This window comes from Acuticoccus mangrovi, assembly GCF_016411865.1.
Lineage (GTDB): Bacteria > Pseudomonadota > Alphaproteobacteria > Rhizobiales > Amorphaceae > Acuticoccus > Acuticoccus mangrovi.
On the sequence record NZ_JAEKJA010000023.1, the window covers coordinates 15,691 to 40,606 of the forward strand.

Genomic DNA, 24,916 nt, shown 5'->3' on the forward strand with positions numbered 1-24,916 from the left:
GAATGCGTCTGACTGTCGAAGAGCTCTCGGTGCATGCCGGCTCGACGCGCCTCGTCGGTCCGATCTCCCTCGCCATCGAGGCGGGCGAGCCGCTGACGATCCTCGGCGAGACCGGCGCCGGCAAGAGCCTCCTCGCCCAGGCGATCATGGGGGCGCTCCCCGAGGGGCTCACCGCTCAGGGGGCGATCACGCTCGACGGACGGCGGCTCGACACGCTGCCGCCGCGCCAGCGCCGCGCGCTTTGGGGCCACGAGATCGCCATGCTGCCGCAGGAGCCGTGGCGCGCGCTCGACGCCTTGATGCGGAGCGGCGAGCAGGTCGCCGAAAGCCACGCGATCGTTGCCGGCGAGGGCTGGAAGACGGCGGAGGCGAGGGCGCACGACGCGCTGTCGGGGCTCGGCCTTGAGGAGCGGGCGATGGCGGCGTGGCCCGGCGCGCTGTCGGGAGGTATGGCGCAGCGGGTCGCCTTCGCCGCGGCGACCGCCGCCGGCGCCGGGACGCTGCTCGCGGACGAGCCCACCAAGGGCCTCGACGAGGCCCGGCGCGACGACGTGACGGCGCTCCTCCTGCGCTACGTGGAGGACGGCCATCTTCTGTTGACGATCACCCACGACGTCGCCGTCGCCCGTGCGCTCGGCGGCAAGGTGATGGTGCTGAAGGACGGCGAGGCGGTCGAGCACGGCGCCGCCGCCGAGGTGCTCCACGCGCCGAAGAGTGCCTATGGGCAGGCGCTGATCGCCGCCGATCCCGCCAACTGGCCGCATATCATACCGCAACGGGGCGGCGAGCCGGTGCTCGTTGCCGAGGGGCTCGGCATCGCCCGCGGCCGCAGGCTGCTTCTCGACGGGGTGGGGCTGAGCCTTCGTGCCGGCCAGCGCATCGCCGTGGTGGGGGAGAGCGGACTGGGCAAGTCGTCCCTCCTCGATACGCTCGCCGGCCTCATCCCGGCCGCCGGCGGAGCGGTGCGGCGGCTCGGTCGGGGCGCCGCGCCCTTCGCGGTTCAGAAGCTCTATCAGGATCCGCCGGCGGCGTTCGCGCCGCGCGTCCCGCTGGCGGAGAGCTTTCGCGACCTCGAGCGTCGGCATCGCATCTCGCGTGCCGAGCGTGAGATGCTGCTCGAGCGGCTGGGGCTCTCGCCGGGGCTGCTCGCCCGTCGGCCCGACGCCGTCTCGGGCGGCGAATTGCAGCGCCTCGCGCTGGTGCGCGTGCTCCTGCTTCAGCCGGCGGTGATCCTCGCGGACGAGCCGACCTCCCGCCTCGACCCCGTCACCCAGCGCCAGGTGATGGAGGTGATCGGCGCGATCGCACGCCAGTCGAACGTCGGCCTCGTGCTCGTGACCCACAACCGGACGATGGCGCGCCGCTGGGCCGACAGCACGCTCGACCTCTCCGACTACACCCCACTGCGCGCGGCGGGATGATGGAGCATCCCTGCAAACTCCGCCGCACCGATGTGGTGCACCTTCCGACGGCGCGCGGCTTGAAGGCGCCCGCGGCGCGATCCGGCGCCACGGCGGCGCTGTCCTTACAGGTCTCGAGACGTTTCCGAGGACCGTCAAAACCTTCGACCGCTGCGGCGAACCCCGGCCCCCGACGTCCTGCGGAGCCGTTGGACGGGTCGAGCGAGGTATCCCGAGCGGGCTTCACTTCGTCATCAGGATGTCGCCGACTTCGTCGAGTTGGGCCGTCGGGCCGCGCACGATCCAGAAGGTGGCGTCGTTCTGCTCGATCATGGCGGGCTCGGTGATCGTCGCTCCCGCCGCAAGTCCGCCGCGATGGTAGATGCGGCCTGTGAGCGTGCAGGAACACGGCCCGACACCGTATCGAAGGCCTGCGTCGGCTTAGCTCCCAGCGATCAGCATCAGGATCACGGCAAAAGAAGGTCGCGCCCTAGAAGACCGGCGCCGAGATCTGGTCGCAGGTGCGGGGTTCGTGCCTCTCGTTGGTGCTGACCGGTGAAAGGGTCTGGGCGAGGGGGTCGTTGAGGGGGACGTAGAGGCTGGTGAGGCCACGTGCGCCGAGGAGCGCGAGGAGGGGGGCGGCAGTTCCGAGGGGCGGGTGGTTCGCGACACGGTCGTCGCCGCCGCTGCGGGTGAGGAGATGGACACCGCGGTGGTCGCTGTGGAGGACGCCATCGAACCCGTCGGGAACGCCGCGACGGGGGCGCAGCGCGTCGCCGAGCGTGATCAGCGGCCGGCCATGGGCGATCCGATGGAAGAAGCCCGCCATGATCTGCCGCGCCTCGTCCGCCCCCGCGCCGATCTCGACGGCGACGCCGGCCTCGCGCAGCCTTCGGAACCCGCCACCGTTCACCCGCGGATCGGGGTCCTGCAACGAGGCGAACACCCGCGCGACGCCGGCGGCGACGATCGCGTCGGCGCAGGGCGGGGTCTTGCCGTAGTGGCAGCAGGGCTCGAGCGTGACGTAGAGCGTCGCACCGCGCGCCGCCGGCCCGGCGTCGTCGAGGGCGACGCGCTCGGCGTGAGGGCGGCCGCCGACCTGGGTGCGCCCGCGTCCCACCACGCGCCCGTCGCGCACGATCACGCAGCCGACGGGCGGGTTCGGCCAGACGTGGCCCTGCATCGAGCGGGCAAGCATCAGCGCTTCGCCCATCGCGGCTGCATGATCGACCGGCGGCTCGGTGCACGCGGTGCCGACGCGCGGCGCCATTATCATAAGGCCTCTTTCACAATCGGCGATCCCGACCCACGGCGGCCGACTATAGCCGGGTGGGGTTCGGCGCGTCGCCATAGACGGCGACGGGATCGAACGCCTTCTCCGTCTCGGTGAAGTCGAGCGCGATGGGGCGTGCGTCGCCGTCCGTCGAGACCGCCCGATAAAAGCACGAGCGGAAGCCGACGTGGCAGCTCGCGTTGCCGGTCACCTCGACGCGGAGCCAGATCGCGTCCTGATCGTCGTCGACCCGGATTTCGACGATCTTCTGGACGAGGCCGCTCGTCGCACCCTTATGCCAGAGGCACTGGCGGCTCCGGCTCCAATAGTGCGCCTCGCCCGTCTCGATGGTGCGAAGGAGGGCGTCGGCGTTCATCATGCCCATCATGAGGACCTCGCCCGAGTGGGCATCGGTCGTCACCACCGGGAGGAGCCCGTCGGGGCCGAACTTGGGCGCGAGGAGCCTGCCTTCCTCGACCTCTTCGACGGTGCGGCGTGCGGCAAAGGGAGGTTGGGTCTCAGCCATCCGATCTTCCTGTCTGGCGCGACGGAGCCGGCGGCGGGCGACCCGCCGCAAGCCCAGGCTTCCGTCCGCCGGATCGCCGTCACGCGCCCAGCGACGCGTCGGGCCCGGCGAGCCGAAGCGCCGTGAGGTTGGTGCGGCCGGCGTGCGGCGTCCACGTCCGCCACGCCGCGCTCGACTACCCGCCATCTGCGGCTCCTTCGGACATGCCTTGTCGCTCTCGATCAAAATGTTATAACATAACGATCCAGTCGCAACAACGCGTGGAAGGAACGTGGTTTCGATGAATACCCTCCTCCAACGGAAGCCCGCGCACCAATGCCCCGAGGGGCGTCCGCTCTCGGCCGAAGAGGTCTGTGCAGAGCGGGGGCTTCAGTTGAGCGAGGTGCAGCGCTCAATCCTGGAATATCTGTGGCGGCGCGGCCAGCCGGTCGGCGCCTACGGGCTCATGCGCGAGCTCAAGGGCACGCTCACGCGGCAGCTGTCGCCACCAACCGTCTACCGCGCGTTGGAGTTCCTGCAGAAGGAGGGGCTCGTCGCGCGCATCGAGACCAAGAACGCCTTCGTCGCCTGCGCCCGGCCGCACCGCAACCGCGCCTATGTCTACTTCATCTGCGACACGTGCGGGGCGTCGGTGGAGATCGAGAGCGCCGAGATCGAGGCGCAGGTCGCGCACGATGCCGCCTTTCTCGGCTTTCGCATCGGACGCCGCGTGATCGAGCTGGAGGGAACCTGCGCCGACTGCCTGTCGCGCGAGGCGGCGAACGCCGGCTGTTGACGCGCCCGAGCGACACGCCGTCACCCTCCCGCCACCTCAACGACAATCCGAGCAGACCATGGCCATTCAACTCACCAACAGCTTCGGTGGGCACAAGGAGATCTTCGTTCCGCAGACGCCTGACCGCGTGCGGCTCTATGTGTGCGGGCCCACGGTCTACGACTTCGCCCACATCGGCAACGCCCGCCCGGCCGTCGTCTTCGACGTGCTCGTGCGGGTGCTGCGCCGCCACTTCGGCGAGGTCGTCTACGTCCGCAACCTCACCGACATCGACGACAAGATCAACGCCGCCGCGCGGCGCGAGGGCGTTTCGATCGGCGTGATCGCCGAGCGGTACGCCGCGGCCTATCACGCCGACATGGCGGCGCTCGGTGTCGCGCCGCCGACCGTCGAGCCGAAGGTGACGGATCATCTGCCCGAGATCATCGACCTCATCGGCCGGCTGATCAGCAGCGGGAACGCCTACGTCGCCGAGCGGCACGTCCTCTTCCATGTGCCCTCGTTCGCCCAATATGGCGCGCTGTCCGGACGCAGCCCGGAGGAGATGATCGCCGGGGCGCGGGTGGAGGTCGCCCCGTTCAAGCGGCACCCGGCCGACTTCGTGCTGTGGAAGCCCTCGAGCGCGGATCAGCCGGGTTGGGATAGCCCGTGGGGGCGGGGGCGGCCCGGCTGGCACATCGAGTGCTCGGCGATGATCGAGCGCCATCTCGGCTCCTCGATCGACATCCACGGCGGGGGTCAGGATCTGATCTTCCCCCACCATGAGAACGAGATCGCGCAGGGGACCCGGGCCAGCTACTGGCTCCACAACGGCTTCGTTACGGTCGAGGGGCACAAGATGTCGAAGTCGATCGGCAACGTGCTCCTCGTGCGCGATCTGCTCCAGGAAGCGCCGGGGGAGGCGATCCGCTTCGCGCTGCTGTCGGCCCACTATCGCCAGCCGCTCGACTGGACGTCGCAGACGCTGCATCAGGCGCGCCGCAGCCTCGATCGGCTCTACGGCGCGCTGCGTCACCTGGAAGGGGCCGAGGGTGAGGGGGATCCGGCGCCCTATCTCGCGGCGTTCCATGCCGCCCTCGACGACGATCTCAACACCCCTGCGGCGTTCGCCGAGCTTTTCCGCCTCGCGCGGTCGGCCCGCGACGAGACGTCACCCGCGATCCGCAGCGCCCTCCGGTCGGCGCTCGTCCGGGGCGGGGCGGAGCTCGGCCTGCTGCAGGACGCGCCGGAGGCGTGGTTTCGCCGGTCGGCGACGGGTGAGGGGGAGCCCGATCGCGTGCGCATCGAGGCGCTGGTCGCCGAGCGCGCCGAGGCCCGGGCGGATCGAGACTTCGAGCGGGCCGACCGGCTGCGGACCCAGCTCCAGGCGCTCGGAATCCAGCTGGAGGACAACGGCGATCGGACCGATTGGCGGTTTGATCGTAACGTTATAACATCATGAAATCGACGCTCGTCGGCGGGTTCGAGGCGGGCCGGCGTTCCATCGCATCACGGGGAGAGGTCCATGCGTCCTGAGGTGGCCGCGACGATGAATGTTTCGGACGATCCGTTCGTCCTCGGCTCCGTCGCGGAGGCGGGCGTGGCGCTGGCCGTCTGGCAGCGCAAGCTTCCGGACGCGCTCGAGGCGTGGCTGGAGGCGCTGCCTGCCGCCCGGTTTCCGACGATGCGGCAACGCTGTTCCGCCGCCGAGGTCGGGGGCACCGTGCGAGAGGCGTGCCGCAGGGCGAAGACGCCTCAATGCGCCGAGCGTGAGGCCTTCATCGAGGCGGTGAGCGCCCTCGCGCGCCTCGCCGCGGAGGTGATGCGATCGCCGCTGATCGAGCTGCGCCTCGAGGTCGCCGAGGATCAGCCGTGCCCCAAATGGCATGTCGACGGAGTGCGTTGCCGCCTGCTCTCCACCCTGCGCGGGCCGGCGACGGAGTTCGGCCCCCTCGGGGCCGACGGCGCGCCGACGTCGACCTATCGGCCGCCCGCCGGCGCCGTCGCGCTCGTCCGCGGTCGCCTCTGGTCCGAGCGCGAGCCCTGCGCGATCGTCCACCGCTCGCCGCCCATCAAGGCGGGTGTGACGCGGTTCTTCCTCTCTATCGATCCGGTCGACGAGATGCAGATGAGCTAGGCCGAACCGGAGGCGCGGGCCCCGGACGCCGGCGGCTGCCGGGCCACCCCCTGAGGGGTGGCGACGTGCCGCCGGTGACGCCGGGCGGCCTTGCGTTATATTATAGCGTACCATATCGATGGACCGGTCGACGGCGGCGCGGTGCGTCAAGGCACGCGAGGATCACGGATCCCGCGCCCGGTCGGCCGAACTCATGGAGGCGATCATGGTCGCACAGGTGCCTGTCACCGTCCTCACCGGCTTTCTCGGCGCCGGGAAGACGACACTTCTCAACCGGATTCTGACCGAGCAGCACGGCAAGAAATACGCCGTCATCGTCAACGAGTTTGGCGAGACCGGCATCGACAACGATCTCGTCGTCGACGCCGACGAGGAAGTGTTCGAAATGAACAACGGCTGCATCTGCTGCACCGTGCGCGGCGATCTCATCCGCATCCTCGGCGGCCTCATGAAGCGGGCCGACCGGTTCGACGCGATCCTGATCGAGACCACCGGGCTCGCGGATCCCGCCCCCGTCGCCCAGACTTTCTTCGTCGACGCGGAGGTCGCCGACAAGACGCGCCTCGACGCGATCGTGACCGTGGTCGATGCGCGTCATCTGGAGAGCCAGCTCGCCGAAAGCCACGAGGCGGCAGAGCAGCTCGCCTTCGCCGACATCATCCTGTTGAACAAGATCGACCTCGTCGATGCGGACGCCCTCGCCGAGGTCGAAGCCCGCATCCGGGCGATGAACCCCTATGCCAAGATCGTCCACAGCGAGAAGTGCGGCGTTCCGCTCGAGACGGTGCTGGGGCAGAACGCCTTCGACCTGAAGCGCGTCCTCGAGATCGAGCCCGAGTTCCTCGACACCGCGCACGAGCATGAGCACGACGACGCGGTGACCAGCGTCTCGCTGGAGGCCGATACGCCGCTCGATCCGGACAAGTTCCAGACCTGGTTCGGGCAGCTGTTGCAGGAGCGGGGGCAGGACATCCTGCGCTCGAAGGGCATTCTCGACATCGCCGGCGCGGAGGATCGTTATGTGATCCAGGGCGTCCACATGCTCATGGACGGCGACTTCCTGGGACCGTGGCCGGCCGGCGACACCCGCCGTTCCCGCCTCGTCTTCATTGGGCGCGAGCTCGACAAGATGGACCTCGCCGAAGGCTTTGCCGCATGCAAGGCGGTCTGAGCGCGGATCTGCGCACGCGCGAAGGCTTTCCCCCGACGGAGCTCGAGCGCGGCGGGCGGCCGATCGAGACGGGCGCCTACGTCACCGCCGCCGTGGGGCTCGGCGATGTGGTGGCGGCGGCACACGGAAACGGCGAGGTCCGCCTCTTCGCGGCGGGGAAAGGGGCGGAGCCGATGGTGGTGCCGGCGCATCGCGGCGCCGTCCTCGCGATGGCGCGGGCGGGCGATGACGCCCTCGTCACCGGCGGCGACGACGGCCGCTTTCTGCGGATCTCCGCGCAAGGGGAGGTCGAGGAGATCGCGAGCTTCGGCTCGCGATGGGTCGATTGCGTCGCGGCGGGCCCGGCGACGGGCCTCCTCGCATGCTCGGCCGGCAAACACGCCTATGTGCGCTCGAGCGACGGCGGCAAGACCGAGATGCTGGAGCACCCGAGCACCGTCGGCGGGCTCGCCTTCGACCGGAAGGGCCGCCTCGCCGTCGCCCACTATGGCGGCGTCACGGTCTGGGAGCGCAAGGGCCGGCGGTGGACGTCCACGCGGCTCGTGTGGGCCGGATCCCACATCGGCGTGTCGTGGAGCCCCGACGGCAAGTTCGTCGTCACCGCCATGCAGGAGAACGCGCTGCACGGGTGGCGTCTGCGCGACAAGGCGGACATGCGCATGTCCGGCTATCCGAGCAAGGCGCGCTCCGTCGATTGGGTGGGGGAGGTGCCTTACCTCGTCACCAGCGGCGCCGACCAGGCGATCTGCTGGCCCTTCGGCGGCAAGGACGGTCCGATGGGGCGCGGCCCGCTCTGCGTCGCCTATGGCGGCAAGCAGCTCGCGACCGCCGTCGTCGGCATGCCGGGAAAGTCGGCGGTCCTCGTCGGGTTCCAGGACGGCGCGGTGCTGTTCAGCGAGCTGAAGGACGATGTCGACGGCTTCGTCGTCCGCGGCTCCACCGGCGTCGAAGTGACCGCGCTCGCGGTGACCGCCTCGCACTCCCACATCCTGATCGGTGACGCGGACGGTGGCCTCTTGTGGCTGCCCCTCGATAAAGGGGCCCACTATGCTGGGGCTCTTTAAGCGCCAGCGGCCCGACGTGGAGGCGGTCCGGCGGGTGAAGGCGCTCGTCGCGGCCCGCTTCGACGTTGCCGATCAAGCCGCGATCACCGTCGCCGAGCTGCGCTGCGCGGAGCCGGGCTGCCCGCCCGTCGAAACGGTGATAACGGTGCGTGAGGCGGACGGCCGCCTGCGGCAATGGCGCATCGCGAAGCCCATCGCCGAGGTCGAAGGCGCAGAGGTTGCGGGGTTGGGGGCCGAGTCATGACGGGCGGGCCTATGTCGGTCGATGCCGATCCTGTCGCAGAGGCGACGGAGTTCGTCTGGACGGGCGCCGGCGAGCCGATCGGCTGCGGCGTGACGCGGCTCGGCGCGGGGGAGACGGCTCTCCTCCTGCCCGCGCTCTCCTCGATCTCGACGCGGCGCGAGATGTGGCCGCTGCAGCAGCGCCTCGCCCGGCGCTTCGCCACGATCGCCGTGGACTGGCCGGGCTTCGGCACCGAGGACAAGCCCCGGCGGGACTGGACGTCGGCGGCGTTGGCGCAGTTTCTCGCCGACGTGTTGCGGGAGCTCGCTCCCCGCCCCGCGCTGATCGTCGCCGCGGGCCATGCGGCCGGCTACGTGCTGCGCCACTTCGCCAGCGCGCCGGAGGAGGTGTCCCACCTCGCCCTCGTCGCCCCCACCTGGCGCGGGCCGCTCCCCACCATGATGGGCCGCCGGCCGGCCTGGCTGCGGACCGTGCGCGCGGCGATGGATCGGCCGGTGCTGGGGCCGGCGCTCTATGCCCTCAATCTCAACGACGTGGTGATCCGGGCGATGGCGCGCGAGCACGTCTATTCCGACCGGACCTGGCTCGATCGCTCGGCGATGGACGACAAGCGCCGCGTGGCGCAGGCGCGCGGGGCGCGGTTCGCCTCGGTCCGCTTCGTGACCGGGGCGCTCGATCCGTTCGAGAGTTCGGCTGCGTTCCAGGCTGCGGCGGCCGCCATTCCCCCAGGCCGGCTGGGGCTCGTCTGGGGCGCGGAGACACCGCCGAAGTCGAAGGCCGAGATGGGCATGCTCGCCGCGGCCGCCCAAGTTTCACCCACGGTCCTGCCGCACGGCAAGCTCGGCGTGCACGAGGAGTTCGCCGCCGAGGTCGCCGAGGCGATCCTCAGCGGGCTCGACGAGGCGTCCGAGCTGGCGGTTGCCCCGATCGAGTGAGCGCGGCGGACGGGCCAGCCGGCCCTACGCCGCCTTGGCGTGGTCGCAGAGGACGGCCTCGATGGTGACGTGGGAGAGCGTCGCGGCGTCCCGCAGGCGCGCCCGATAGGCCGCGGGCGCCTGCGGCCGGTCGGATACGATCGACACGACGAGCGCGAGATGGCCGGGCCCCACGCGCCAAAGATGCAGGTCGGACACGCGGTCGCCGCCGCGTTCGAGGTCCTCGCGGATGCGCGCAGCCATCGACGGATCGGCTCTCGCGTCGACGAGCACGGCGCCGGACTCCTTGAGGAGCATCATCGCCCAGCGCGCGATCACGACGCTCCCGACGATCCCCATGAGCGGGTCCATCCACACCCACCCGTAGAAGCGTCCGGCGAAGAGGGCGACGATCGCGAGCGCCGACGTGAGCGCATCGGTCAGAACGTGGAAATAGGCCGCCCTGAGATTGTGATCCTCGTGGTGGTGGGTACCGCCGTGATGGGCGTGCCCCGCATGGTGATGGCCGGCTCCACCATGAGAGTGACCGTGCTCGTGGCCGCCTCCGTCGCCGGCGTGGAGGAGGGCAGCGCTGACGAGATTGACGATCAGGCCGACCGTCGCGACCACGATCGCCTCGTCGAAGCGGATGGCGACGGGGGACATGAGGCGGACGACGGATTCGAACGCGATCACCGCCGCGATGACGGCCAGGATGAGGGCGCTCGAATAGCCGGCGAGGTCGCCGACCTTGCCCGTGCCGAAGGTGAAGCGCTCGTCGTGGGCGTGACGGCGGGCGTAGGCGTAGGCGAATGCGGCGACGCCGAGCGCACCGGCGTGGGTCGCCATGTGGATGCCGTCGGCAAGAAGCGCCATCGATCCGAACGCGAGGCCCGCGATCACCTCCGCGACCATCATCGTCGCGGTGAGCGCGATGACGAACAGGGTGCGCCGCTCGTTGCGGCTGTGATCCCGGCCAAGGAATACGTGGTCATGGCGCCAGGGGTCGATCGAAACGGTGTGCATCGCCACCTCCCTCTTAAGCACCCCCCATCCCTATAGAGAAATCGTGCGAGGCGACATGGGGCGTGCCGGCGCCCGTCAGGATGGTGGGGGAGCACCTTCGCCGAGGATCGCGGCGCTGCCGCGCGCGCCGATCATCATCGCCGGCGCGTTGGTGTTGCCGGACACGATGTGCGGCATGATCGAGTTGTCGACGACGCGCAGGCCCTCGATCCCGTGCACCTTGAGATCCTGGTCGACCACGGCCATGGGGTCGTCGCCCATCTTGCAGGTGCCGACGGGGTGGTAGTCGGTCTTGGCCGTCCGGCGGATGTAGTCGCCGATCTCATCGTCGCTCACGACGGCGGGGCCGGGAAAGGCTTCCCCGGCGCTGACGTCGGCGAAGCTCGGCGCGGCCATGATCCGCCGCGCGAGCTTGATCGCCGCCACGTTGTGGCGGAGGTCGTCGGGATGGGAGAGGAAGGCCGGGTCGACGAGGGGCGCAACCTTCGGGTCGCTCGACACGAGGCGGACTTCTCCACGGCTCTTGGGGCGCAGCGCGGAGCAGAGCACCGTCACCCCGTGGCCCTCCATCGACTGGTGGGATTCGAGCGCCATCGGCATGAAGTGGAGCTGGACATCGGGCCACCCGTCGTCGCCTTCGGAGCTGAAGAAGGCGCCGCCCTCGCAGGCGTTGCTCGTTACCGCGCCGGTGCCGAACAGCATGAACTCGAGCCCGTGGCGGACGGCGGCGAGCCCCTTCTCCTGCCCGGTGTAGCTGATCGGCCGGTTGAGCCGCATCAGCACGTAGGCGTCGACGTGGTCGTGGAGGTTCTGCCCGACGCCGGGGAGCGGATGGACGGGCGCGATGCCGATCCGGCCGAGAGCATCGGGGTTGCCGATCCCCGAGAGCAGCAGGATCCGCGGCGAGTTGATCGCGCCGGCGGAGAGGATCACCTCCTTGCGCGCACGGATCACCTCGCTTCCCGACGCACCGCGGGCGACGACGACGCCGGCCGCCCGACCGTTCTCGAGGAGGAGGCGCAGGACCGTCGTCTTGGTCCGCACCTCGAGATTGGGCCGCTCCATGACCGGGTAGAGGTAGGCGTGGGCGGCGCTGCAGCGCCGGCCGTCGCGCTGGGTCACCTGATAGAAGCCGACGCCCGCCTGACACGCGCCGTTGAAGTCGGAGCTGTAGGCAAGGCCCGCCTCCTGGCCGGCGCGCACGAAGCGCCGGGTGAGGGGGCTCGGGCAGGGCTGGTCGGAGACACCGAGCGGGCCGCCGGCGCCGTGATAGGCGTCGACGAGGCGCATGTTGTCCTCGGCCGCTTTGAAGAAGGGGAGGACGTCGGCGAACGACCAGCGGTCGTTGCCGAGCTCGGCCCAGTGGTCGTAGTCGCGCCGATTGCCGCGGATATAGACCATCCCGTTCACCGCGCTGCCGCCGCCGAGCATCTTGCCCTGCGCCATCGGCACGCGCCGGTCGGCCGCGTGCGGCTGCGGCGCGGTCGCCCACTCCCAGCGGTGCCGCTCGTTCTGGAGCTTGGCGAAGCCCGCCGGCCAGCGCACCAGAAGGGAATCGTTGCGGCGCCCCGCTTCGAGCACGAGCACGCGATCCTCCGCCCGCTCGCTGAGCCGGTTGGCGACGACGCACCCCGCCGAGCCGGCGCCGACGACGATGTAGTCGACCTCTTTCACGCGCATCGCCGATCAGCCTTCGGGTGGAAGGTCGCGCCGAAGGAAGCCGTCGACGACGTTCTTCATGATGATGGAGACGGAATTGTCGAAGCCGTTGCACGGCAGGGCGCTGCCCCAGGCGATGGAGCTCGGCGAGAAGACGGCGCCGCCGTTGCGCGTGCGCAGATAGACCATGTCGCAGCGCACGAGCGGGTTCTCGTCGCCGCCGAGCGCGGGATGGGCGAACATCACCTCCTCCTGCGCCAGCGGCCAGTTTCGCGTGAGCGGCTCCGACGAGGCAAGGAGGAGGGCATTCGGCGGGGTGCCGAGGGAGAGATCGTAGCGGTCGATCTCGAGGCCCACGGCGCCGCCGTTGACGAGCCCGAAGTCGCCGACGACGTCGCCGTCCACGCCGTCGAAGATCCAGGCGGCTTCCGGGGCGCGGCTGTCGGGCCGTCGCCGATAGGGCACGCTCACGTCCATGCCCTCGGAGGCGAAGCCGGTGCCGACGAGCTTCTGCGGTGCCCGGTTGCGGTTGCGCCACAGGCCCCCCGGCTCGCCGGAGGTGGCGAGGTGGCCTTCTCCGGCGCGGCCCTGCCAGGCGCGCGAGCCCGCCTGCCCGCGGCGCACCTCGACGATCCACGGCTCGTCGTCGCGGAAGGCGACCACCCAATAGTAACCGTTGCCGGAGAGGTAGAGGAGGCGGCCGCCCGCGGCGAGATAGTCCTCGGTCGCGTCGAGCATGCGCTCCGAATAATATTCGCAATGGGTGCCGTTGATCACCACGCGATAGGGGGCGAGCGCCGCCGCACCGTCGCGATGGAGGTCCTCGTCGGTGATGATCTCGTAGGCGTAGCCGTGATGGTCGAGCCAGGCGAGGACGGAGAGATCGGCGCCGAGGCCCCAGGGAGCCGCAAGCCCCGGCAGGCGGTAGTCGGGCCGCATCGTGAAGATCGGCCGGCGGGCGGAGGAGTAGCAGACGCCCGCACCGTCGGCGTGGAGGTCGTAGGTCGACAGGCCGAACCGGTAGCCGTTGGCGCAGGCTTCGAGGTCGGTCGCGGTGAGGACGGGGGCGCGGCCCATCACCGCCTGCGCCACGTCGCCCTCCAAGCCCTTGGGCCCGTTGGCGTAGGCGAGATAGGTGGCCGTCGGCACCAGGAAGCAGATCTCCGCGCGGGGCCGGGCGGGGCGCACGAAGAACACCGCGCGCTCGGTCGCGACCTCCCCACCGTGCTCGGCCGTCAGGCGGAGGGCGTAGACGCCGCTGTGCAGATCCTCGCCGAGGCGCAGCGAGGCGGAGGGCTGCCAGCGGCAGTCGGCGAGGGCGTCCGCATGGAACTCGATGCCGCCATATTGCTCCGGCGCGAGGCGGAAGCTGTCGGAGCGGCCGTCCCAGTTCCAGCCCGTCTGGCCGCGGACGGGGCGGTTGACGCCGTGGGCGTGGAGGCCGTGCGGTCCGATGTCCTCGACCTGGTCGCCGATTCCGTCGGCACCATAGCCGCGCGCCGTGTCCCAGTAGGCGAGGATGTCCGCCGTGGCGGGGAGGGCCCCCGCGGCGAGTGCGTCGCGCTCCGCCGCGCCCATCACGCCACGGCTGATGCCGAACCGATCGATCTTGCCGCTATAGAGGTGTCCGACACGTGTGCCGCCCTCTTCGCCGCGCTCCTCGAGTCCGCCGACCAGCACCTCGGTGCCGCCGAGATGGTGGAGGCCGATCGTCGCCTCGGTCTCGACGACGGCGTCGTAGTCACACGGGACGATCTTCGACCAGATGGCGTTGTAGCGACCGACAACGGCCTTCTGGGTGAGCTGCACGCGCCGGGTGCGAGGGTCGAAGCTCGCCGTCACGAGGTACCAGATGTGCCGCAACAGCCGCTTCGGGGCGGCGATCTCTTCGGTGGAGCGGCCGTCGCCGAGCCAGAATGCGAGGTGGCCGCCGCCGTCGATCCGCAAGCCGTAGCCGCGGGCCGCGCATCCGCGCGAGATGATCTCTTGGCGATCGTCCCCCGGAAGCCCCGGGAAGACGAAGGCGTGGAGCGTGAAGGCGCCCTCCGGGGCGAGGCGCGCATCGGGGTCGGGCACGCGCAGGAAGTTGCCCTGCTGCACGGGCTGGTGACGCAGCGGCATCGGCCCGTTGACGGGATGGTCGATCTCCTCCTCACGGAAGCCCGGACCATCGGGGTGGGCGTCGCCGTGGCGGAGGCGCACGAGCCGGGCCTCGGCGCGATCCGCCCCCTCGAGGCTCGCCATGATGTCGACGCTCTCGCCCGCCCGCACGCTGAGGCGCTCGGCGTAGGCGTGGAGATGGATCCGCCCGATCGGCACGTCCGCGGCCATGGCGCTCAGCCCGCCTGCCTGAGCGCTGCGACGCGCCGCAGGAAGATCGCATGCTCGGCGTCCTGCGTGGTGGCGAAGACCTCCTCGGTGACGCGCGTCGGCAGGACGCCGCGGACGCCGGAGAGCGCCACGAGGATGTAGGCCTGGAAGGGCGTCAGTGCGAGGATCGCGAGCTTCTTCTCGATGCCGGCGCTGCGGAAGTGGTTGAGCACGCTCTGGAGCGCCGCCCCGTGCGGGCCGAAGGGGTGGTCGCGGTGCTCGGCGATGAGGCGATCGTCGATCAGCGCCAGGACGTGGCCGCGCATCGCCGCGTTGAAGGCGACGATGGCCCCCTCTTGCCGGTCCGCCGCCCGGGCGAGAACGCCGGGGTCGACGACGCCAGGGTTGATGACGCTGAGGTCGACGACATCGGAGGCGGGGCGGTCCGCCCGATCGCTAACCGGCATGCTGCTCGGCCGTGTCGGGCGAGGGGTCCGCGTTGCCGCCGCCGGAGCGCGCCGAGCGGGTGAGAGCGCGCGGCCAGGCGATCTCCCGCCCGTTGGTCAGCCCGTTGGGGCGGAAGATGAGGAGGAGCAGCATGATGATGCCGAGCGACACTTCCTGGCTGCCGACCGGGGCCTGAATGTGCAGGCTCGCGACGTGGAAGCCCGACTCGGCGCGGCGAAGAAGCTCGGTGATCGTCGACAGGACGACCACGCCGACGACGGCCCCCGTCAGGCTGCGCATGCCGCCGACGACGAGCATCGCGAGCGAGATGAAGGTGAGGTCGAGATAGAACATCTTCACCGAGATCACCCCCACGAAGTGGCCGTAGAGGACCCCGGCGACGCCCAGGAAGAAGCCGGAGATGACCCAGGCGATCAGCCGCTGGCGGGCGATGTTGATGCCGCCGGCCTCGGCCGCCACCTCGTCCTCGCGGGTGGCGCGCAGGAGCAGGCCATAGCGTGAGCTCTGGTAGATATAGGCGACCACGATCACGACGACCGCCCAGCCGAGCGCCACCCAGATGTCGACGTAGAGCGGGAGCCCGACCACCGAGAGAAGGCCGAGGGTGACGCTGTTCCAGTTCGAGTAGATGACGAAGACGATGGCGAGGAGGGCGAAGGTCGCGATGCTGGAGGGAATGCCGGAAAGGCGCAGGATCGGGATGCCGACGACGAAGGCGACGAGCGCGGCGAGGATCGCCGAGGTGATGGAGGCGAAGAAGACGGGGTAGGTGTGGAGGCGCAGGAAGTCGGGCAGGCCGACCATGCTCATGGGCTTGAGCGCCTTGCAGCAGGTCTGCCAGGCCGAGGCGTAGGCGCCGATCATGACGAAGGCGATCGAGCCGAAGGAGATGACGCCGGAATTGCCGATGAAGATGTAGAGCGCCACGACGATGACGGTGCGGATGTAGATCTCGGCGACGGTGCGCACCAGCGTCTTGTCGCCCACCGCGACGGTGACGACGGCCATCGCGGCCATCAGGACGACGAGGATGAAGACGGTGGAGTGGCGCACGAGGAACGCCGCCGGGCTTACTGTGGCGCGCCGCATCACACGCGCTCCTTCTGCGAGCGCAGGCGGACGAGCCCTTCCGGCCGGACGAGCAGCATCAGGATCACCACGATGAACACGAAGGCGTCGCGGGTGGCCCGCAGATCCTCCGGCAGGACGAATTGCAGGAAGGCGCTCACCACCCCGACGACGAAGCCGCCGAGGATGCAGCCGACGAGGCTCCCCATGCCGCCGATCACGGTGGCGACGAAGCCGACCATCACGAGCTGGGAGGCCATGCGCGGCGCCAGCGTGCCGGTGCGCGCCACGATGAGGAAGGAGACGATCGCCGCCAATATGCCGCTGATGGCGAAGGCGGTGGCGATCACCGCGTTCGCCCGCACGCCCAGCATGCGCGCCATGCGGAAGTCCTGCGTCGCGGCGCGCATCTGGATGCCGAAGCGGGTGCGCGTCATGAACAGGGCGACGGCGACGAGAAGGAGCGCCGTCGCCGAGATCGTGACGACGTCGATGTAGGTGGTGCGCAGCGGCCCGAGCGTGAGCTCGGCGTTGAGCGTGCTGCCGACGGTGACGGCCTTCGGCCGCGCGCCGTAGATCATCAGGATCAGATACTGAAGGAAGAAGCTGAGCGAGAACGAGGCGACGAGCAGCGTCGAGGGGTCGGCGGTGCGCAGCGGGCGGAAGATCAGCCGCTCGGCGAGGAGGGCGATGCTGGCGACGACGAGGATCACCGCGGGGATCATCAGCGGGGCGGGCCAGGCGCCGATGAAGAGCGTCGGCACCACCGCCGAGGACGGGACGATCAGCGCGTAGGCACCGACCGAGATGAAGTCGCCGTGGGCGAAGTTGATGAGCTTCATCACGCCCCACAGGAGGCCGATGCCGAGGGCGGCGAGGGCGTAGAGGCTGCCGAGGCTCGCCGCATCGATGCAGATCTGAATGAACGTGGTCACGACGGGACGCTCGCTTCCCTCTTGTGCTCGAAGCCGAAATACGCCTCTTCCAGGGCCTGCCGGTCGGCGCTCAGGGTTTCGCTCGAGCCGGAAAGCTGAACCCGGCCCTCGCGCAGGAGGTAGAGGCGGTTGCTGAAGGCGAGGGCGCGCGTGACGCTCTGCTCCACGATCAGCATGGTCATGCCGTCGCTGCGCAGCTCCTCGAGGAATTTGTAGACGGTCGCCACCATCATCGGCGCGAGGCCGAGGGAGGGCTCGTCGACGAGCAGCAGCTTGGGCCGCATCATCAGGGCGCGGGCGATGGCGAGCTGCTGCTGCTCGCCGCCGGAGAGCTTGCCGGCATCGGAGCGCCGCCGCTCCTCCAGGATCGGGAAGCGATGGAAGACGTCGGCGCGGTCCTTGCCGACCTGCTCGCGGTCGCGCCGGATCGAGGTGCCGAGCATCAGGTTCTCCTCGACGGAGAGCTGCGGAAAGATCCCGCGCCCTTCCGGCACCATCGCGAGGCCGAGCCGGCAGACGCTCTCGGGCGGTAGGCCGCCGAGGTCGCGCCCGCCGAGGGTGATGCGGCCGGTGGAGCGGATCGCCCCGGCGATCGCCAGCATGGTGGAGGACTTGCCGGCGCCGTTGGGGCCGACGATGGCGACCGCCTCGCCCTCCGACACGGTGAGATCGACGTTGCGCACCGCCTCGGCCCGGCCGTAGCTGATGCGCAGATTTTCGACGTTCAGCATGCTAGAGCGCTTCCTCGCCGAGGTAGGCGTTGCGCACGACGGGATCCTTCATGATCACGTGGGGGGCGGCCTCGGCGATCTTCTTGCCGAAGTCGATGACGCAGATGCGGTCGCAGACGTTCATGACGACGCGCATGTTGTGCTCGATGAGGAGCACCGCGCAGCCGAAGTGCTTCGGAATCTCCTGGATGAGATGGATGAGGTCGTCGCACTCTTCCTCGTTGAGGCCGGCCGCCGGCTCGTCGAGGAGCAGGAAGCGGGGATCGCCGGCGAGGGCGCGGGCAATGCCGACCCGCCGCTCCACGCCGTAGGGGAGGGTATCGGCCCGCCGGTCGGCCACGGCGCTGAGCCGGGTCCAGTCGAGCACGGCCTCGGCGCGGTCCTTGGCGGCGGCCGACTTCTTTTCCGCGCCGAGGGCGTAGGCGGTGAGATTTTCGCGCACCGTGAAGCCGCGGAACAGCCTGACGGCCTGGAACGTGCGGGCGATGCCGAGGTGGGAGCGCAGCTCGGGCCGCGCCGCCGTCAGGTCCCGGCTGCCGAGGCGGATGCGCCCGGTGGTGGGGCGCTGAAAGCCGGTGATGACGTTGACGAGCGTGGTCTTGCCCGCTCCGTTCGGGCCGATGAGGCCGCAGATTTGACCGGGCTCCAGCGCGAAGGAAACGTGATCGAGGGCGACGATGCCCTCGAACTGCACGCTGATGTCATCGATCTCCAACCGGTCGCCGCTCAACTCGTTTCTCCTGCCTGTGGCGTGCGGGCGGCGCCGTCCGTGGGGCGAGGCGCGCCGCAAGCCGCCACCCGGCCGGAGCGCGCCGACCGGGGTCGTGTCGTCGATCTCTATTCCTGGAACAGCATCTCGAAGGGGACCGGCGTCTTGTTGGTGTAGTACTCTCCGAGGGAGTGCATCTTGCCGTCCTCGACCTCCATCATCAGGCCGCGGACCTGGGTCTGGATGTGGACGTCCTCGGTGAAGGTGCGCGGGCCGATGAGGAGCGGCTCGTTGTCGAACTTGTTGAGCTCGGCGGCGATCGCTTCGGAATCGACGGTGCCGGCCCGCTCCGCGGCGATGGCGAAGGCCTGCACCACGCTGTAGCCCATCATCGCGAGGCTCGTGGTCGGCAGGCGGCCGTAGCGCTCCTCGAAGCGCGCCATGAACTCCTGCACCTTCGGGTTGGGATCGTCGCCATAGAGCGAGCCGTGCGCCGGCAGGTAGAAATCGGACAGGTGCGGCAGGCTCTCGAGCCAGTAGTCGCCGTCGGCGCCCATGCTCGTCATCAGCGGTGCATTAATCCCCGCGGCGCGCAGCTGGCGGATGATCGAGGGCATCGCCGTGATCGTGGAGCACAGCATGATGAAGTCGGGCTCTTCGGGAAGGGCCTTGATGCGGGTGATCTGCACGGCGATCGAGCTGTCGGCGATCTTGTAGGTGTCCTCGCCGAGGAATTCGGTGCCGTCGAGCTCGCCCCAATGGTGCTTGAAGCCCGAGCACTGGGAGCGCGTGAAGGTGTAGTCGGTCTCCTTCAGCGCGTAGGCGCTGCGCCAGCCCATCTTCTCGTAGGCCCATTCGGCGCTGAGATAGCTTTCCGCCTGGACCGCGACGGAGATCGTGTAGACCAGCGGGCCGATGCCCTGGGGGCCCCACTTGGGCGAGCCGGAACAGATCGACATCGTGGCGATGCCGGCGTTCTGCGCCGCGAGGGCGGCGGGGGCGCCCATGTCGAAGTCGCACGAGGCGATCAGGAAGTCGACGCCTTCGTCGATGAGCTCGGTGCCGACCTTGAACGCCTGCGTGGGATCGGTCTTTGTGTCGCCCTCGATCAACTCGATCGGACGGCCGAGCACGCCGCCCGCGGCGTTGATGTCGTCGACCGCGATGCGAGCGGCCTTGGACGGGTCGTCGTCGAAGGCGGTCATCCAGCCGCTCTTGGCGATCGCCATGCCGATCAGGATGGGGTCCTTCGCATCGTCGGCGGCCTGGGCCGGCGCGGCGGCCAACAGCCCGACGGCGAGCAAGGCGAACGAAGTCAATTTCACACGCATCGTGAGACACCTCTCTTGTCGGGATCGCCGTGCCGCTCGTCGAAGCTGTTTGGGATGTATCAGCGGTCGCCCCCGATGCCCCTGACGGTTGCGGGCAATGTGACATTTGTCAAGCGAATAAGAAACTTTGTTATCGCTTACGAAAATCACTTTCACTAACGAGGATTCCCTCGCTCTCCCCAGCGCCGCTTGACGTTGCCGAGATCCCGAAGGCGCCAGCCCGGCCGCTGCGAGCGGCGAGGATTCAGCACGGTGATCCCATGGTTATGCGCCTGTTTTCGCTCGCAAATGAAGTGTTTGCCGCCCAAGCGGGCGGCATCTCGCGCCTAATAATCAGACACGGACGCCTGATTTTTCCGCATACCTTTCCAAACTTTGTGCATGAGAAAGTATTTTTCTCATAAGAAATCATGCTAGCTTCGATGGCTGAATTGCGAGACGTCAGCTTGGAGATCGAGGATGCGACCTATCACTCTGTCGGCAGGTGCGCTGTGTGTCGGCGTTCTGCTTGCGGCGGCGCCGGCGTCGGCGGCCGACACGGTCAAGTGGGACCTTTCCACCGAATACGCGCCGACGTCGCTGCCCGGCCGGGCCGACGCCTACTTCGCCGAGCGGGTGAAAGAGCTGTCGGACGGGCAGATGGACATCACCGTCCACTATAGCGGCGCCCTCGGCTTCAAGGCCGCCGACCACTATACGGCGGTGGAGGACGGCGCGCTGCAGCTTGCCGACACACCGTTCAACCGGATGAACGGCATCTACCCGATCTTCGAGATGCAGGCCCTGCCGTTCCTGCAGTCGACCTTGGACGAGGCGCAGACGCTCGACGAGCTGATGCGGCCCTTCTACAACGCCAAGATGGAGCAGAACGACCAGTTCATCCTCTTCACCGCGCCGTGGACACCGCAGGGCTTCTGGGCGAAGGAAGATGTCGCATCGGTCGAGGACCTCAAGAATCTGCGGGTTCGGGTGGTCGATCTCGCCTCAGTCCAGACGCTGAAGCGGGCCGGCGCGGACGCCATCCAGCTGAGCTGGGCCGATACGCTGCCGGCCCTCTCCACCGGCTCCATCAATGCCGTGCTCACCTCCGACGACGGCGGCCTCTCGGCGAAGTTCCCGGAAGCGGGCCTCACGAGCTTCTCCGCCGTCGGCTTCACGGTGGGCGTCGACATGGTGCACGTCAACGCGGACGCCTTCGCCGATCTTCCCGAGGACCTGCAGCTCGTCGTCCTCACCGCCGCCGCCGAGGCGGGGGACTACGGCTGGTCGATCGCCAAGGAGACGGTGGCCGGCAACTTCGCCAAGATGGGCGACCTCGGCGTCTCCGTGGTCGAGACGGTCTCGCCGGAGTTCAAGGCTGCGCTGCGGGAAGCCTCCCAGCCCGCCATCGACGACTGGAAGGAGCGCTTCGGTCCGCAGGCCGACATGCTGCTCGACCTCTACCAGAAGAAGGTCGCCGGCGAGTAGGTCCGCATGCCCGTGGGTTATCGCCTGGTCGTCCACTTTCGCCGCGCTGTCAGCCTAATCTCCCTGGCGAGCGCGGGCTTGGCGGCGATGGGGGTCCTCATCGTCGCCGGCTTCATCATCTACGAGATCGTGCTGCGGACATTCTTCGCGACGTCGACGTTCATGATGAACGAGATCGTCGGCTACCTGGTGGCGGCGATCGGCTTCCTGGCGCTCGGCCATGCGTTCGAGCGCGGCGACATCCTGCGGGTGAGCCTGCTGTTGCAGCCGCTCTCCCGCTGGCCGCTCGCCCGCCTCGTGCTCGAAGTCGTGCTGGTGCTCGCGACGCTCGCCGTCACGGGCTTTCTCATCTCCTACTTCTACGGCAACGTCGAACGGCAGTTCACGCGTGGCTACACCAGCGGAACGATGTCCAACATGCCGCAATGGATCCCGACGGGGATGATGCTCGTCGGCCTCGTGGTCTTCTGGCTCCAGGTCCTCGCCTACGGGCTCGGCGTCGCCCTGCGCCAGATCCCTCCGAGCGCCGATCCGCAGGCGGAGGCTGGCGTCCAATAGTGTCTGCGGTCGCGATCGGACGCCACGGGAGCATGGTCCTTGAATATTCTCGATAGCTCCGCCTTCGTCATCCTGTCGATGTTCGTGCTGCTCGGATGCGGTGCCTGGCTGTTCTCGGCCTTTTTGCTCGTGAGCACGCTCGGCCTCCTCTTCGTGGTCGACATGAACCCCGCGCGGATCGGCGCCATCATGTCCCAGGTGATGTGGCGCAGCGCCTCGTCGTGGGAGCTTTCGGCGATCCCACTCTTCATCCTGATGGGCGAGCTGATCTTCCACACCGACATCGCCCGCCGCCTCTTCCGCGGGCTCTCGCCCTGGGTCGATCGCCTGCCCGGGCGGCTGCTCCACGCCAACGTCGGCGGCTGCACCATCTTCGCGGCGATCAGCGGCTCGAGCGTCGCGACGGCGGCGACCATCGGCAAGATCACCATCGGCGAGCTCGACAAGCGCGGCTACGACCGCAACCTCTCGCTGGGCTCGCTCGCCGGCGCCGGCACCTTCGGACTGATGATCCCGCCGTCGATCAACATGATCATCTTCGGCGTGATCGCGGAGGTGTCGGTGGCGAAGATGTTCGCGGCGGGCGTCGTTCCCGGCCTCATTCTGGCGGCGCTCTACAGCGGCTACATCGCGCTGCGCTGCGGGCTCGATCCGTCCAAGGCACCGGCGGCGGGTACCTCCTCCTGGGGCGACCGGCTGCGCGGTCTCGTCGACCTCGCGCCCATCATGCTCCTCGTGGTGATCGTGCTCGGCAGCATCTACACGGGGGTCGCGACGCCGTCGGAATCGGCGGTGATGGGGCTCGCGGCAACGCTCGTGGTGGCGATCGTGACGCGCCAGCTCACCGTCAAGATTTTCATCGAGGCGCTGATGAGCACCGTGCGTACCTCCTCGATGATTCTCACCCTGATGACGGCGGCGAGCTTCATGTCGGCCGCGCTCGGCTACATGCACGTGCCGCAGGACGTCGCCACCGCGATCGGCGCGCTCGACATCACGCCGCTGCAGCTCGTTGCGCTTCTGGCGCTCTTCTACATCATTCTGGGCTGCTTCCTCGACGGCATCTCCATCATGCTGATGAGCCTGCCCATCGTCCTGCCGCTGGTGACGGCGGCGGGCTACGATCCGATCTGGTTCGGCGTGTTCCTCATCGTGGTGACGGAGCTCGGGCTGATCACCCCACCGATCGGCTTCAATCTCTTCGTGCTGCAGGGCCTGACGCGGCTGAGCCTCGGGCGTCTCGCCAAGGCGGCCTTTCCCTTCTTCCTCCTCACCTGTCTCGCCGGGGCGATCCTCGTCGCCTTCCCCCAGCTCGTCCTGTGGCTCCCCGACGCCCTGTTCTGACCTTCGCGCGGGCCGGAAGATGTCGCGCCGCGGGTCGACAGGAGAGTGGAGTGTCTCGCCGCATGATGTGCGCGATAGGAACATTAGTTTCTGATTCGAAAATTTCGGGAGGCTGGCAGTGAGTTTCGCGATGCTTGGCGCACGGTGGTTGATGTGAGCGATGAATGGTTTCAGTCGCCGAGCCGGCGATCGGTGATCGCCTCCGAGGCGATGGTCGTGGCGGCGACGCCGCAGGCGACGTTTGCCGGCTACGACGTGCTGCGCGAAGGCGGCAACGCCGTCGACGCGGCCGTCGCGGCGATCGCCGTGACGAGCGTGGTCGAAGCCTCCCAATGCGGGCTCGGCGGGGACTGCTTCGCCTTCGTCGCCCGGCCGGACGCGGTGCCTGTCGCCTACAACGGGTCCGGCCGGGCGCCGATGGGGCTGTCGCTCGACCGGCTCCTCGGCGAGGGCGTCGGCGCCATCGCGCGCACGAGCCCGCACGCCGTCACTGTTCCCGGAGCGGTGGAGGCCTGGTGCCGGCTCCATGCGGACTTCGGCTCGCTCGACCTCGAGCGGCTTCTCGCCCCGGCGATCGGCTACGCTGAGAACGGCTACGTCGTGCAGCGCCGCGTGGCGCACGACTGGGCGATGAGCGCCGACTTGCTCGCTGCCCAGGACAACGCATCGCGTTTCTATCTGCGCAGCGACGGCAGCGCTCCGGTGGCGGGGAGCCGTCATCACCTGCCGGGCCTTACGACGGTCTTCCGTGCGATCGCCGCGAAGGGGTCCGACGGCTTCTACCGCGGCCCCGTCGCGGAGGACATCGTCGCCTATCTGCGCTCGCTCGGCGGCGCCCACGACCTCGCCGACTTCGCCGATCACCACGGCGCCTATGTCGACCCGATCTCGCGGCGCTTCCATGGCCACGACGTCTACGAGTGCCCGCCGAACGGCCAGGGAATCGCCGCGCTGATCATCATCGGGCTCCTCGAGGCCCTTCTCGGTGACGGCACGCTCGACAGCACCGACGGCGTCCACCTCCTCGCCGAGGCGAGCAAGATCGCCTTCGCGATCCGCGATGAGCTTGTGGCCGATCCCGTCGCCTCGCCGATGGACGTCGACCGCTGGCTCACGCCCGAGGCGACGGCCCGGCTCGCCGCGCGCGTCGACCGCGCCCGCGCCACCCCGCGCACGTCCGTCGCCGAAATGATGCCGGCCCATCCCGAAACGAGCTACGTCACCGTCGTCGACCGGGACGGCCTCGCCGTGAGCCTGATCTCCTCGATCTTCTCCGATTTCGGCAGCACGCTGGTGGAGCCGCGCAGCGGTATCCTGCTGCAGAACCGGGGGGCCGGCTTCAAGCTGGAGCCCGGGCACCCGAACGCCATCGCGCCGGGCAAGCGGCCGCTCCACACCATCATCCCGGCGATGGCGATGAAGGGCGGTCGGCCGAGCCTCTCCTTCGGCGTCGTCGGCGGTCACTATCAGCCGGTCGGCCACACGATGGTGCTCCACTCGATGCTCGCCGAGGGGCTCGACCCGCAAGAGGCGCTCAACCGGGCGCGCAGCCTGTGCCAGTCAGGCTCCTTGGAGCTCGAGGCGATCCATCCGCCGGAGCGTGCCCGCGCGCTCGAGGCACGGGGGCATTCCGTCGTCTATCCGTCCGTTTCGCTCGGCGGCGGCCACGTCATCGAGATCGACCACGAGCGCGGCGTGCTCATCGGGGCGAGCGATCCGCGCCGGGACGGCGTGGTCGCCGGGTTCTGACGCGACCCGGCACCCGCTGGAGCGCGTTTAGGAAAGGTGGTGCCGGTTTTCTGCTCCGAACGCGCGCAGACAAGGAAA

The 24,916-nt window shown here is 69.3% G+C and carries 23 protein-coding genes; 12 read left to right on the forward strand and 11 right to left on the reverse strand.

Translation table 11 applies throughout. The features are described 5' to 3' along the window. Positions 1 to 2 precede the first annotated feature (2 nt). Positions 3 to 1,421: an ABC transporter ATP-binding protein gene (locus tag JCR33_RS20320; RefSeq protein ID WP_198883960.1), complete on the forward strand. Its 1,419-nt coding sequence runs from the start codon at positions 3 to 5 to the stop codon at positions 1,419 to 1,421. Positions 1,422 to 1,890: 469 nt separating this feature from the next. Here the strand turns inward: JCR33_RS20320 and ribD are convergent, their stop codons facing one another. Together ribD and hisI are read right to left on the reverse strand one after the other, a co-directional pair. After that, entirely contained in the window at positions 1,891 to 2,670 is a 780-nt protein-coding gene (ribD, locus tag JCR33_RS25680) for a bifunctional diaminohydroxyphosphoribosylaminopyrimidine deaminase/5-amino-6-(5-phosphoribosylamino)uracil reductase RibD (RefSeq protein ID WP_408628774.1), read from the reverse strand. A 49-nt stretch (positions 2,671 to 2,719) separates the two neighbouring features. Beyond that, positions 2,720 to 3,199 (reverse strand): phosphoribosyl-AMP cyclohydrolase, encoded by a 480-nt coding sequence (gene hisI, locus JCR33_RS20330; protein WP_198883961.1) that lies wholly within the window; start codon positions 3,197 to 3,199, stop codon positions 2,720 to 2,722. A gap of 373 nt (positions 3,200 to 3,572) precedes the next feature. On the opposite strand from hisI, the gene JCR33_RS20335 reads away from it, so the two are divergent. The 7 genes from JCR33_RS20335 to JCR33_RS20365 all read left to right on the forward strand — a co-directional run bounded on the left by JCR33_RS20335 (position 3,573) and on the right by JCR33_RS20365 (position 9,504). After that, positions 3,573 to 3,974, forward strand: a complete 402-nt coding sequence (locus tag JCR33_RS20335; protein WP_198883962.1) for a Fur family transcriptional regulator — start codon at positions 3,573 to 3,575, stop codon at positions 3,972 to 3,974. Positions 3,975 to 4,032: 58 nt separating this feature from the next. Next, entirely contained in the window at positions 4,033 to 5,415 is a 1,383-nt protein-coding gene (cysS, locus tag JCR33_RS20340; protein ID WP_198883963.1) for a cysteine--tRNA ligase, read from the forward strand. Positions 5,416 to 5,478: 63 nt separating this feature from the next. Next, positions 5,479 to 6,090: a DUF1826 domain-containing protein gene (locus JCR33_RS20345; RefSeq protein ID WP_198883964.1), complete on the forward strand. Its 612-nt coding sequence runs from the start codon at positions 5,479 to 5,481 to the stop codon at positions 6,088 to 6,090. Positions 6,091 to 6,295: 205 nt separating this feature from the next. Further along, entirely contained in the window at positions 6,296 to 7,261 is a 966-nt protein-coding gene (locus tag JCR33_RS20350; protein ID WP_198883965.1) for a CobW family GTP-binding protein, read from the forward strand. Continuing rightward, positions 7,246 to 8,325 carry a WD40 repeat domain-containing protein gene (locus tag JCR33_RS20355; protein WP_198883966.1) on the forward strand — a complete coding sequence of 360 codons (1,080 nt, stop codon included), beginning with the start codon at positions 7,246 to 7,248 and terminating at the stop codon, positions 8,323 to 8,325. Before JCR33_RS20350 ends, JCR33_RS20355 begins: the two co-directional genes overlap by 16 nt. Further along, complete coding sequence (locus JCR33_RS20360; RefSeq protein ID WP_211110462.1) at positions 8,309 to 8,569, forward strand: hypothetical protein; 261 nt, start codon at positions 8,309 to 8,311, stop codon at positions 8,567 to 8,569. The genes JCR33_RS20355 and JCR33_RS20360 overlap by 17 nt, the downstream gene beginning before the upstream one ends. Next, positions 8,566 to 9,504 carry an alpha/beta fold hydrolase gene (locus tag JCR33_RS20365; protein ID WP_198883968.1) on the forward strand — a complete coding sequence of 313 codons (939 nt, stop codon included), beginning with the start codon at positions 8,566 to 8,568 and terminating at the stop codon, positions 9,502 to 9,504. Before JCR33_RS20360 ends, JCR33_RS20365 begins: the two co-directional genes overlap by 4 nt. 24 nt (positions 9,505 to 9,528) lie before the next feature. Here the strand turns inward: JCR33_RS20365 and dmeF are convergent, their stop codons facing one another. From dmeF to JCR33_RS20410, 9 genes are all read right to left on the reverse strand, one after another. Beyond that, a complete protein-coding gene (gene dmeF / locus JCR33_RS20370; RefSeq protein WP_198883969.1) occupies positions 9,529 to 10,509 on the reverse strand; it encodes a CDF family Co(II)/Ni(II) efflux transporter DmeF in 981 nt (326 codons plus the stop codon). Between the two features lie 75 nt (positions 10,510 to 10,584). Then, the gene (locus tag JCR33_RS20375) at positions 10,585 to 12,189 is read right to left on the reverse strand and encodes a GMC family oxidoreductase (RefSeq protein WP_198883970.1); all 1,605 of its coding nucleotides are present in this window, start codon (positions 12,187 to 12,189) and stop codon (positions 10,585 to 10,587) included. A gap of 6 nt (positions 12,190 to 12,195) precedes the next feature. Further along, positions 12,196 to 14,499 carry a N,N-dimethylformamidase beta subunit family domain-containing protein gene (locus JCR33_RS20380; protein ID WP_198883971.1) on the reverse strand — a complete coding sequence of 768 codons (2,304 nt, stop codon included), beginning with the start codon at positions 14,497 to 14,499 and terminating at the stop codon, positions 12,196 to 12,198. 5 nt (positions 14,500 to 14,504) lie between these two features. Then, positions 14,505 to 14,945, reverse strand: a complete 441-nt coding sequence (locus JCR33_RS20385) for a hypothetical protein (protein ID WP_198883972.1) — start codon at positions 14,943 to 14,945, stop codon at positions 14,505 to 14,507. Continuing rightward, the gene (locus JCR33_RS20390) at positions 14,935 to 16,035 is read right to left on the reverse strand and encodes a branched-chain amino acid ABC transporter permease (RefSeq protein ID WP_198883973.1); all 1,101 of its coding nucleotides are present in this window, start codon (positions 16,033 to 16,035) and stop codon (positions 14,935 to 14,937) included. The genes JCR33_RS20385 and JCR33_RS20390 overlap by 11 nt, the downstream gene beginning before the upstream one ends. Further along, a complete protein-coding gene (locus tag JCR33_RS20395) occupies positions 16,035 to 16,949 on the reverse strand; it encodes a branched-chain amino acid ABC transporter permease (RefSeq protein WP_198883974.1) in 915 nt (304 codons plus the stop codon). Before JCR33_RS20395 ends, JCR33_RS20390 begins: the two co-directional genes overlap by 1 nt. Continuing rightward, positions 16,946 to 17,680: an ABC transporter ATP-binding protein gene (locus JCR33_RS20400; protein ID WP_198883975.1), complete on the reverse strand. Its 735-nt coding sequence runs from the start codon at positions 17,678 to 17,680 to the stop codon at positions 16,946 to 16,948. Before JCR33_RS20400 ends, JCR33_RS20395 begins: the two co-directional genes overlap by 4 nt. Before the next feature lies 1 nt (position 17,681). After that, positions 17,682 to 18,410 carry an ABC transporter ATP-binding protein gene (locus JCR33_RS20405; protein WP_198883976.1) on the reverse strand — a complete coding sequence of 243 codons (729 nt, stop codon included), beginning with the start codon at positions 18,408 to 18,410 and terminating at the stop codon, positions 17,682 to 17,684. 107 nt (positions 18,411 to 18,517) lie between these two features. After that, a complete protein-coding gene (locus JCR33_RS20410; protein WP_198883977.1) occupies positions 18,518 to 19,720 on the reverse strand; it encodes an ABC transporter substrate-binding protein in 1,203 nt (400 codons plus the stop codon). Between the two features lie 459 nt (positions 19,721 to 20,179). On the opposite strand from JCR33_RS20410, the gene JCR33_RS20415 reads away from it, so the two are divergent. The 4 genes from JCR33_RS20415 to JCR33_RS20430 all read left to right on the forward strand — a co-directional run bounded on the left by JCR33_RS20415 (position 20,180) and on the right by JCR33_RS20430 (position 24,838). After that, positions 20,180 to 21,187 (forward strand): TRAP transporter substrate-binding protein, encoded by a 1,008-nt coding sequence (locus JCR33_RS20415; protein ID WP_198883978.1) that lies wholly within the window; start codon positions 20,180 to 20,182, stop codon positions 21,185 to 21,187. A gap of 87 nt (positions 21,188 to 21,274) precedes the next feature. After that, a complete protein-coding gene (locus tag JCR33_RS20420; RefSeq protein ID WP_232372728.1) occupies positions 21,275 to 21,745 on the forward strand; it encodes a TRAP transporter small permease in 471 nt (156 codons plus the stop codon). Positions 21,746 to 21,784: 39 nt separating this feature from the next. Continuing rightward, on the forward strand, positions 21,785 to 23,089 hold the full coding sequence (locus tag JCR33_RS20425; RefSeq protein ID WP_211110463.1) for a TRAP transporter large permease: 1,305 nt from the start codon (positions 21,785 to 21,787) through the stop codon (positions 23,087 to 23,089). Positions 23,090 to 23,242: 153 nt separating this feature from the next. Next, the gene (locus JCR33_RS20430) at positions 23,243 to 24,838 is read left to right on the forward strand and encodes a gamma-glutamyltransferase family protein (protein WP_198883980.1); all 1,596 of its coding nucleotides are present in this window, start codon (positions 23,243 to 23,245) and stop codon (positions 24,836 to 24,838) included. Positions 24,839 to 24,916: the final 78 nt, after the last annotated feature.

Excerpts from the sequence above, each read along its gene's own strand:
- JCR33_RS20320 (WP_198883960.1), top strand. The coding sequence starts at position 3 with ATGCGTCTGACTGTCGAAGAGCTCTCGGTGCATGCCGGCTCGACGCGC.
- ribD (WP_408628774.1), bottom strand. The coding sequence starts at position 2,670 with ATGGCGCCGCGCGTCGGCACCGCGTGCACCGAGCCGCCGGTCGATCAT.
- hisI (WP_198883961.1), bottom strand. The coding sequence starts at position 3,199 with ATGGCTGAGACCCAACCTCCCTTTGCCGCACGCCGCACCGTCGAAGAG.
- cysS (WP_198883963.1), top strand. The coding sequence starts at position 4,033 with ATGGCCATTCAACTCACCAACAGCTTCGGTGGGCACAAGGAGATCTTC.
- JCR33_RS20345 (WP_198883964.1), top strand. The coding sequence starts at position 5,479 with ATGCGTCCTGAGGTGGCCGCGACGATGAATGTTTCGGACGATCCGTTC.
- JCR33_RS20350 (WP_198883965.1), top strand. The coding sequence starts at position 6,296 with ATGGTCGCACAGGTGCCTGTCACCGTCCTCACCGGCTTTCTCGGCGCC.
- JCR33_RS20355 (WP_198883966.1), top strand. The coding sequence starts at position 7,246 with ATGCAAGGCGGTCTGAGCGCGGATCTGCGCACGCGCGAAGGCTTTCCC.
- JCR33_RS20360 (WP_211110462.1), top strand. The coding sequence starts at position 8,309 with ATGCTGGGGCTCTTTAAGCGCCAGCGGCCCGACGTGGAGGCGGTCCGG.
- JCR33_RS20365 (WP_198883968.1), top strand. The coding sequence starts at position 8,566 with ATGACGGGCGGGCCTATGTCGGTCGATGCCGATCCTGTCGCAGAGGCG.
- dmeF (WP_198883969.1), bottom strand. The coding sequence starts at position 10,509 with ATGCACACCGTTTCGATCGACCCCTGGCGCCATGACCACGTATTCCTT.
- JCR33_RS20375 (WP_198883970.1), bottom strand. The coding sequence starts at position 12,189 with ATGCGCGTGAAAGAGGTCGACTACATCGTCGTCGGCGCCGGCTCGGCG.
- JCR33_RS20380 (WP_198883971.1), bottom strand. The coding sequence starts at position 14,499 with ATGGCCGCGGACGTGCCGATCGGGCGGATCCATCTCCACGCCTACGCC.
- JCR33_RS20385 (WP_198883972.1), bottom strand. The coding sequence starts at position 14,945 with ATGCCGGTTAGCGATCGGGCGGACCGCCCCGCCTCCGATGTCGTCGAC.
- JCR33_RS20390 (WP_198883973.1), bottom strand. The coding sequence starts at position 16,035 with ATGCGGCGCGCCACAGTAAGCCCGGCGGCGTTCCTCGTGCGCCACTCC.
- JCR33_RS20400 (WP_198883975.1), bottom strand. The coding sequence starts at position 17,680 with ATGCTGAACGTCGAAAATCTGCGCATCAGCTACGGCCGGGCCGAGGCG.
- JCR33_RS20410 (WP_198883977.1), bottom strand. The coding sequence starts at position 19,720 with ATGCGTGTGAAATTGACTTCGTTCGCCTTGCTCGCCGTCGGGCTGTTG.
- JCR33_RS20415 (WP_198883978.1), top strand. The coding sequence starts at position 20,180 with ATGCGACCTATCACTCTGTCGGCAGGTGCGCTGTGTGTCGGCGTTCTG.
- JCR33_RS20420 (WP_232372728.1), top strand. The coding sequence starts at position 21,275 with ATGGGGGTCCTCATCGTCGCCGGCTTCATCATCTACGAGATCGTGCTG.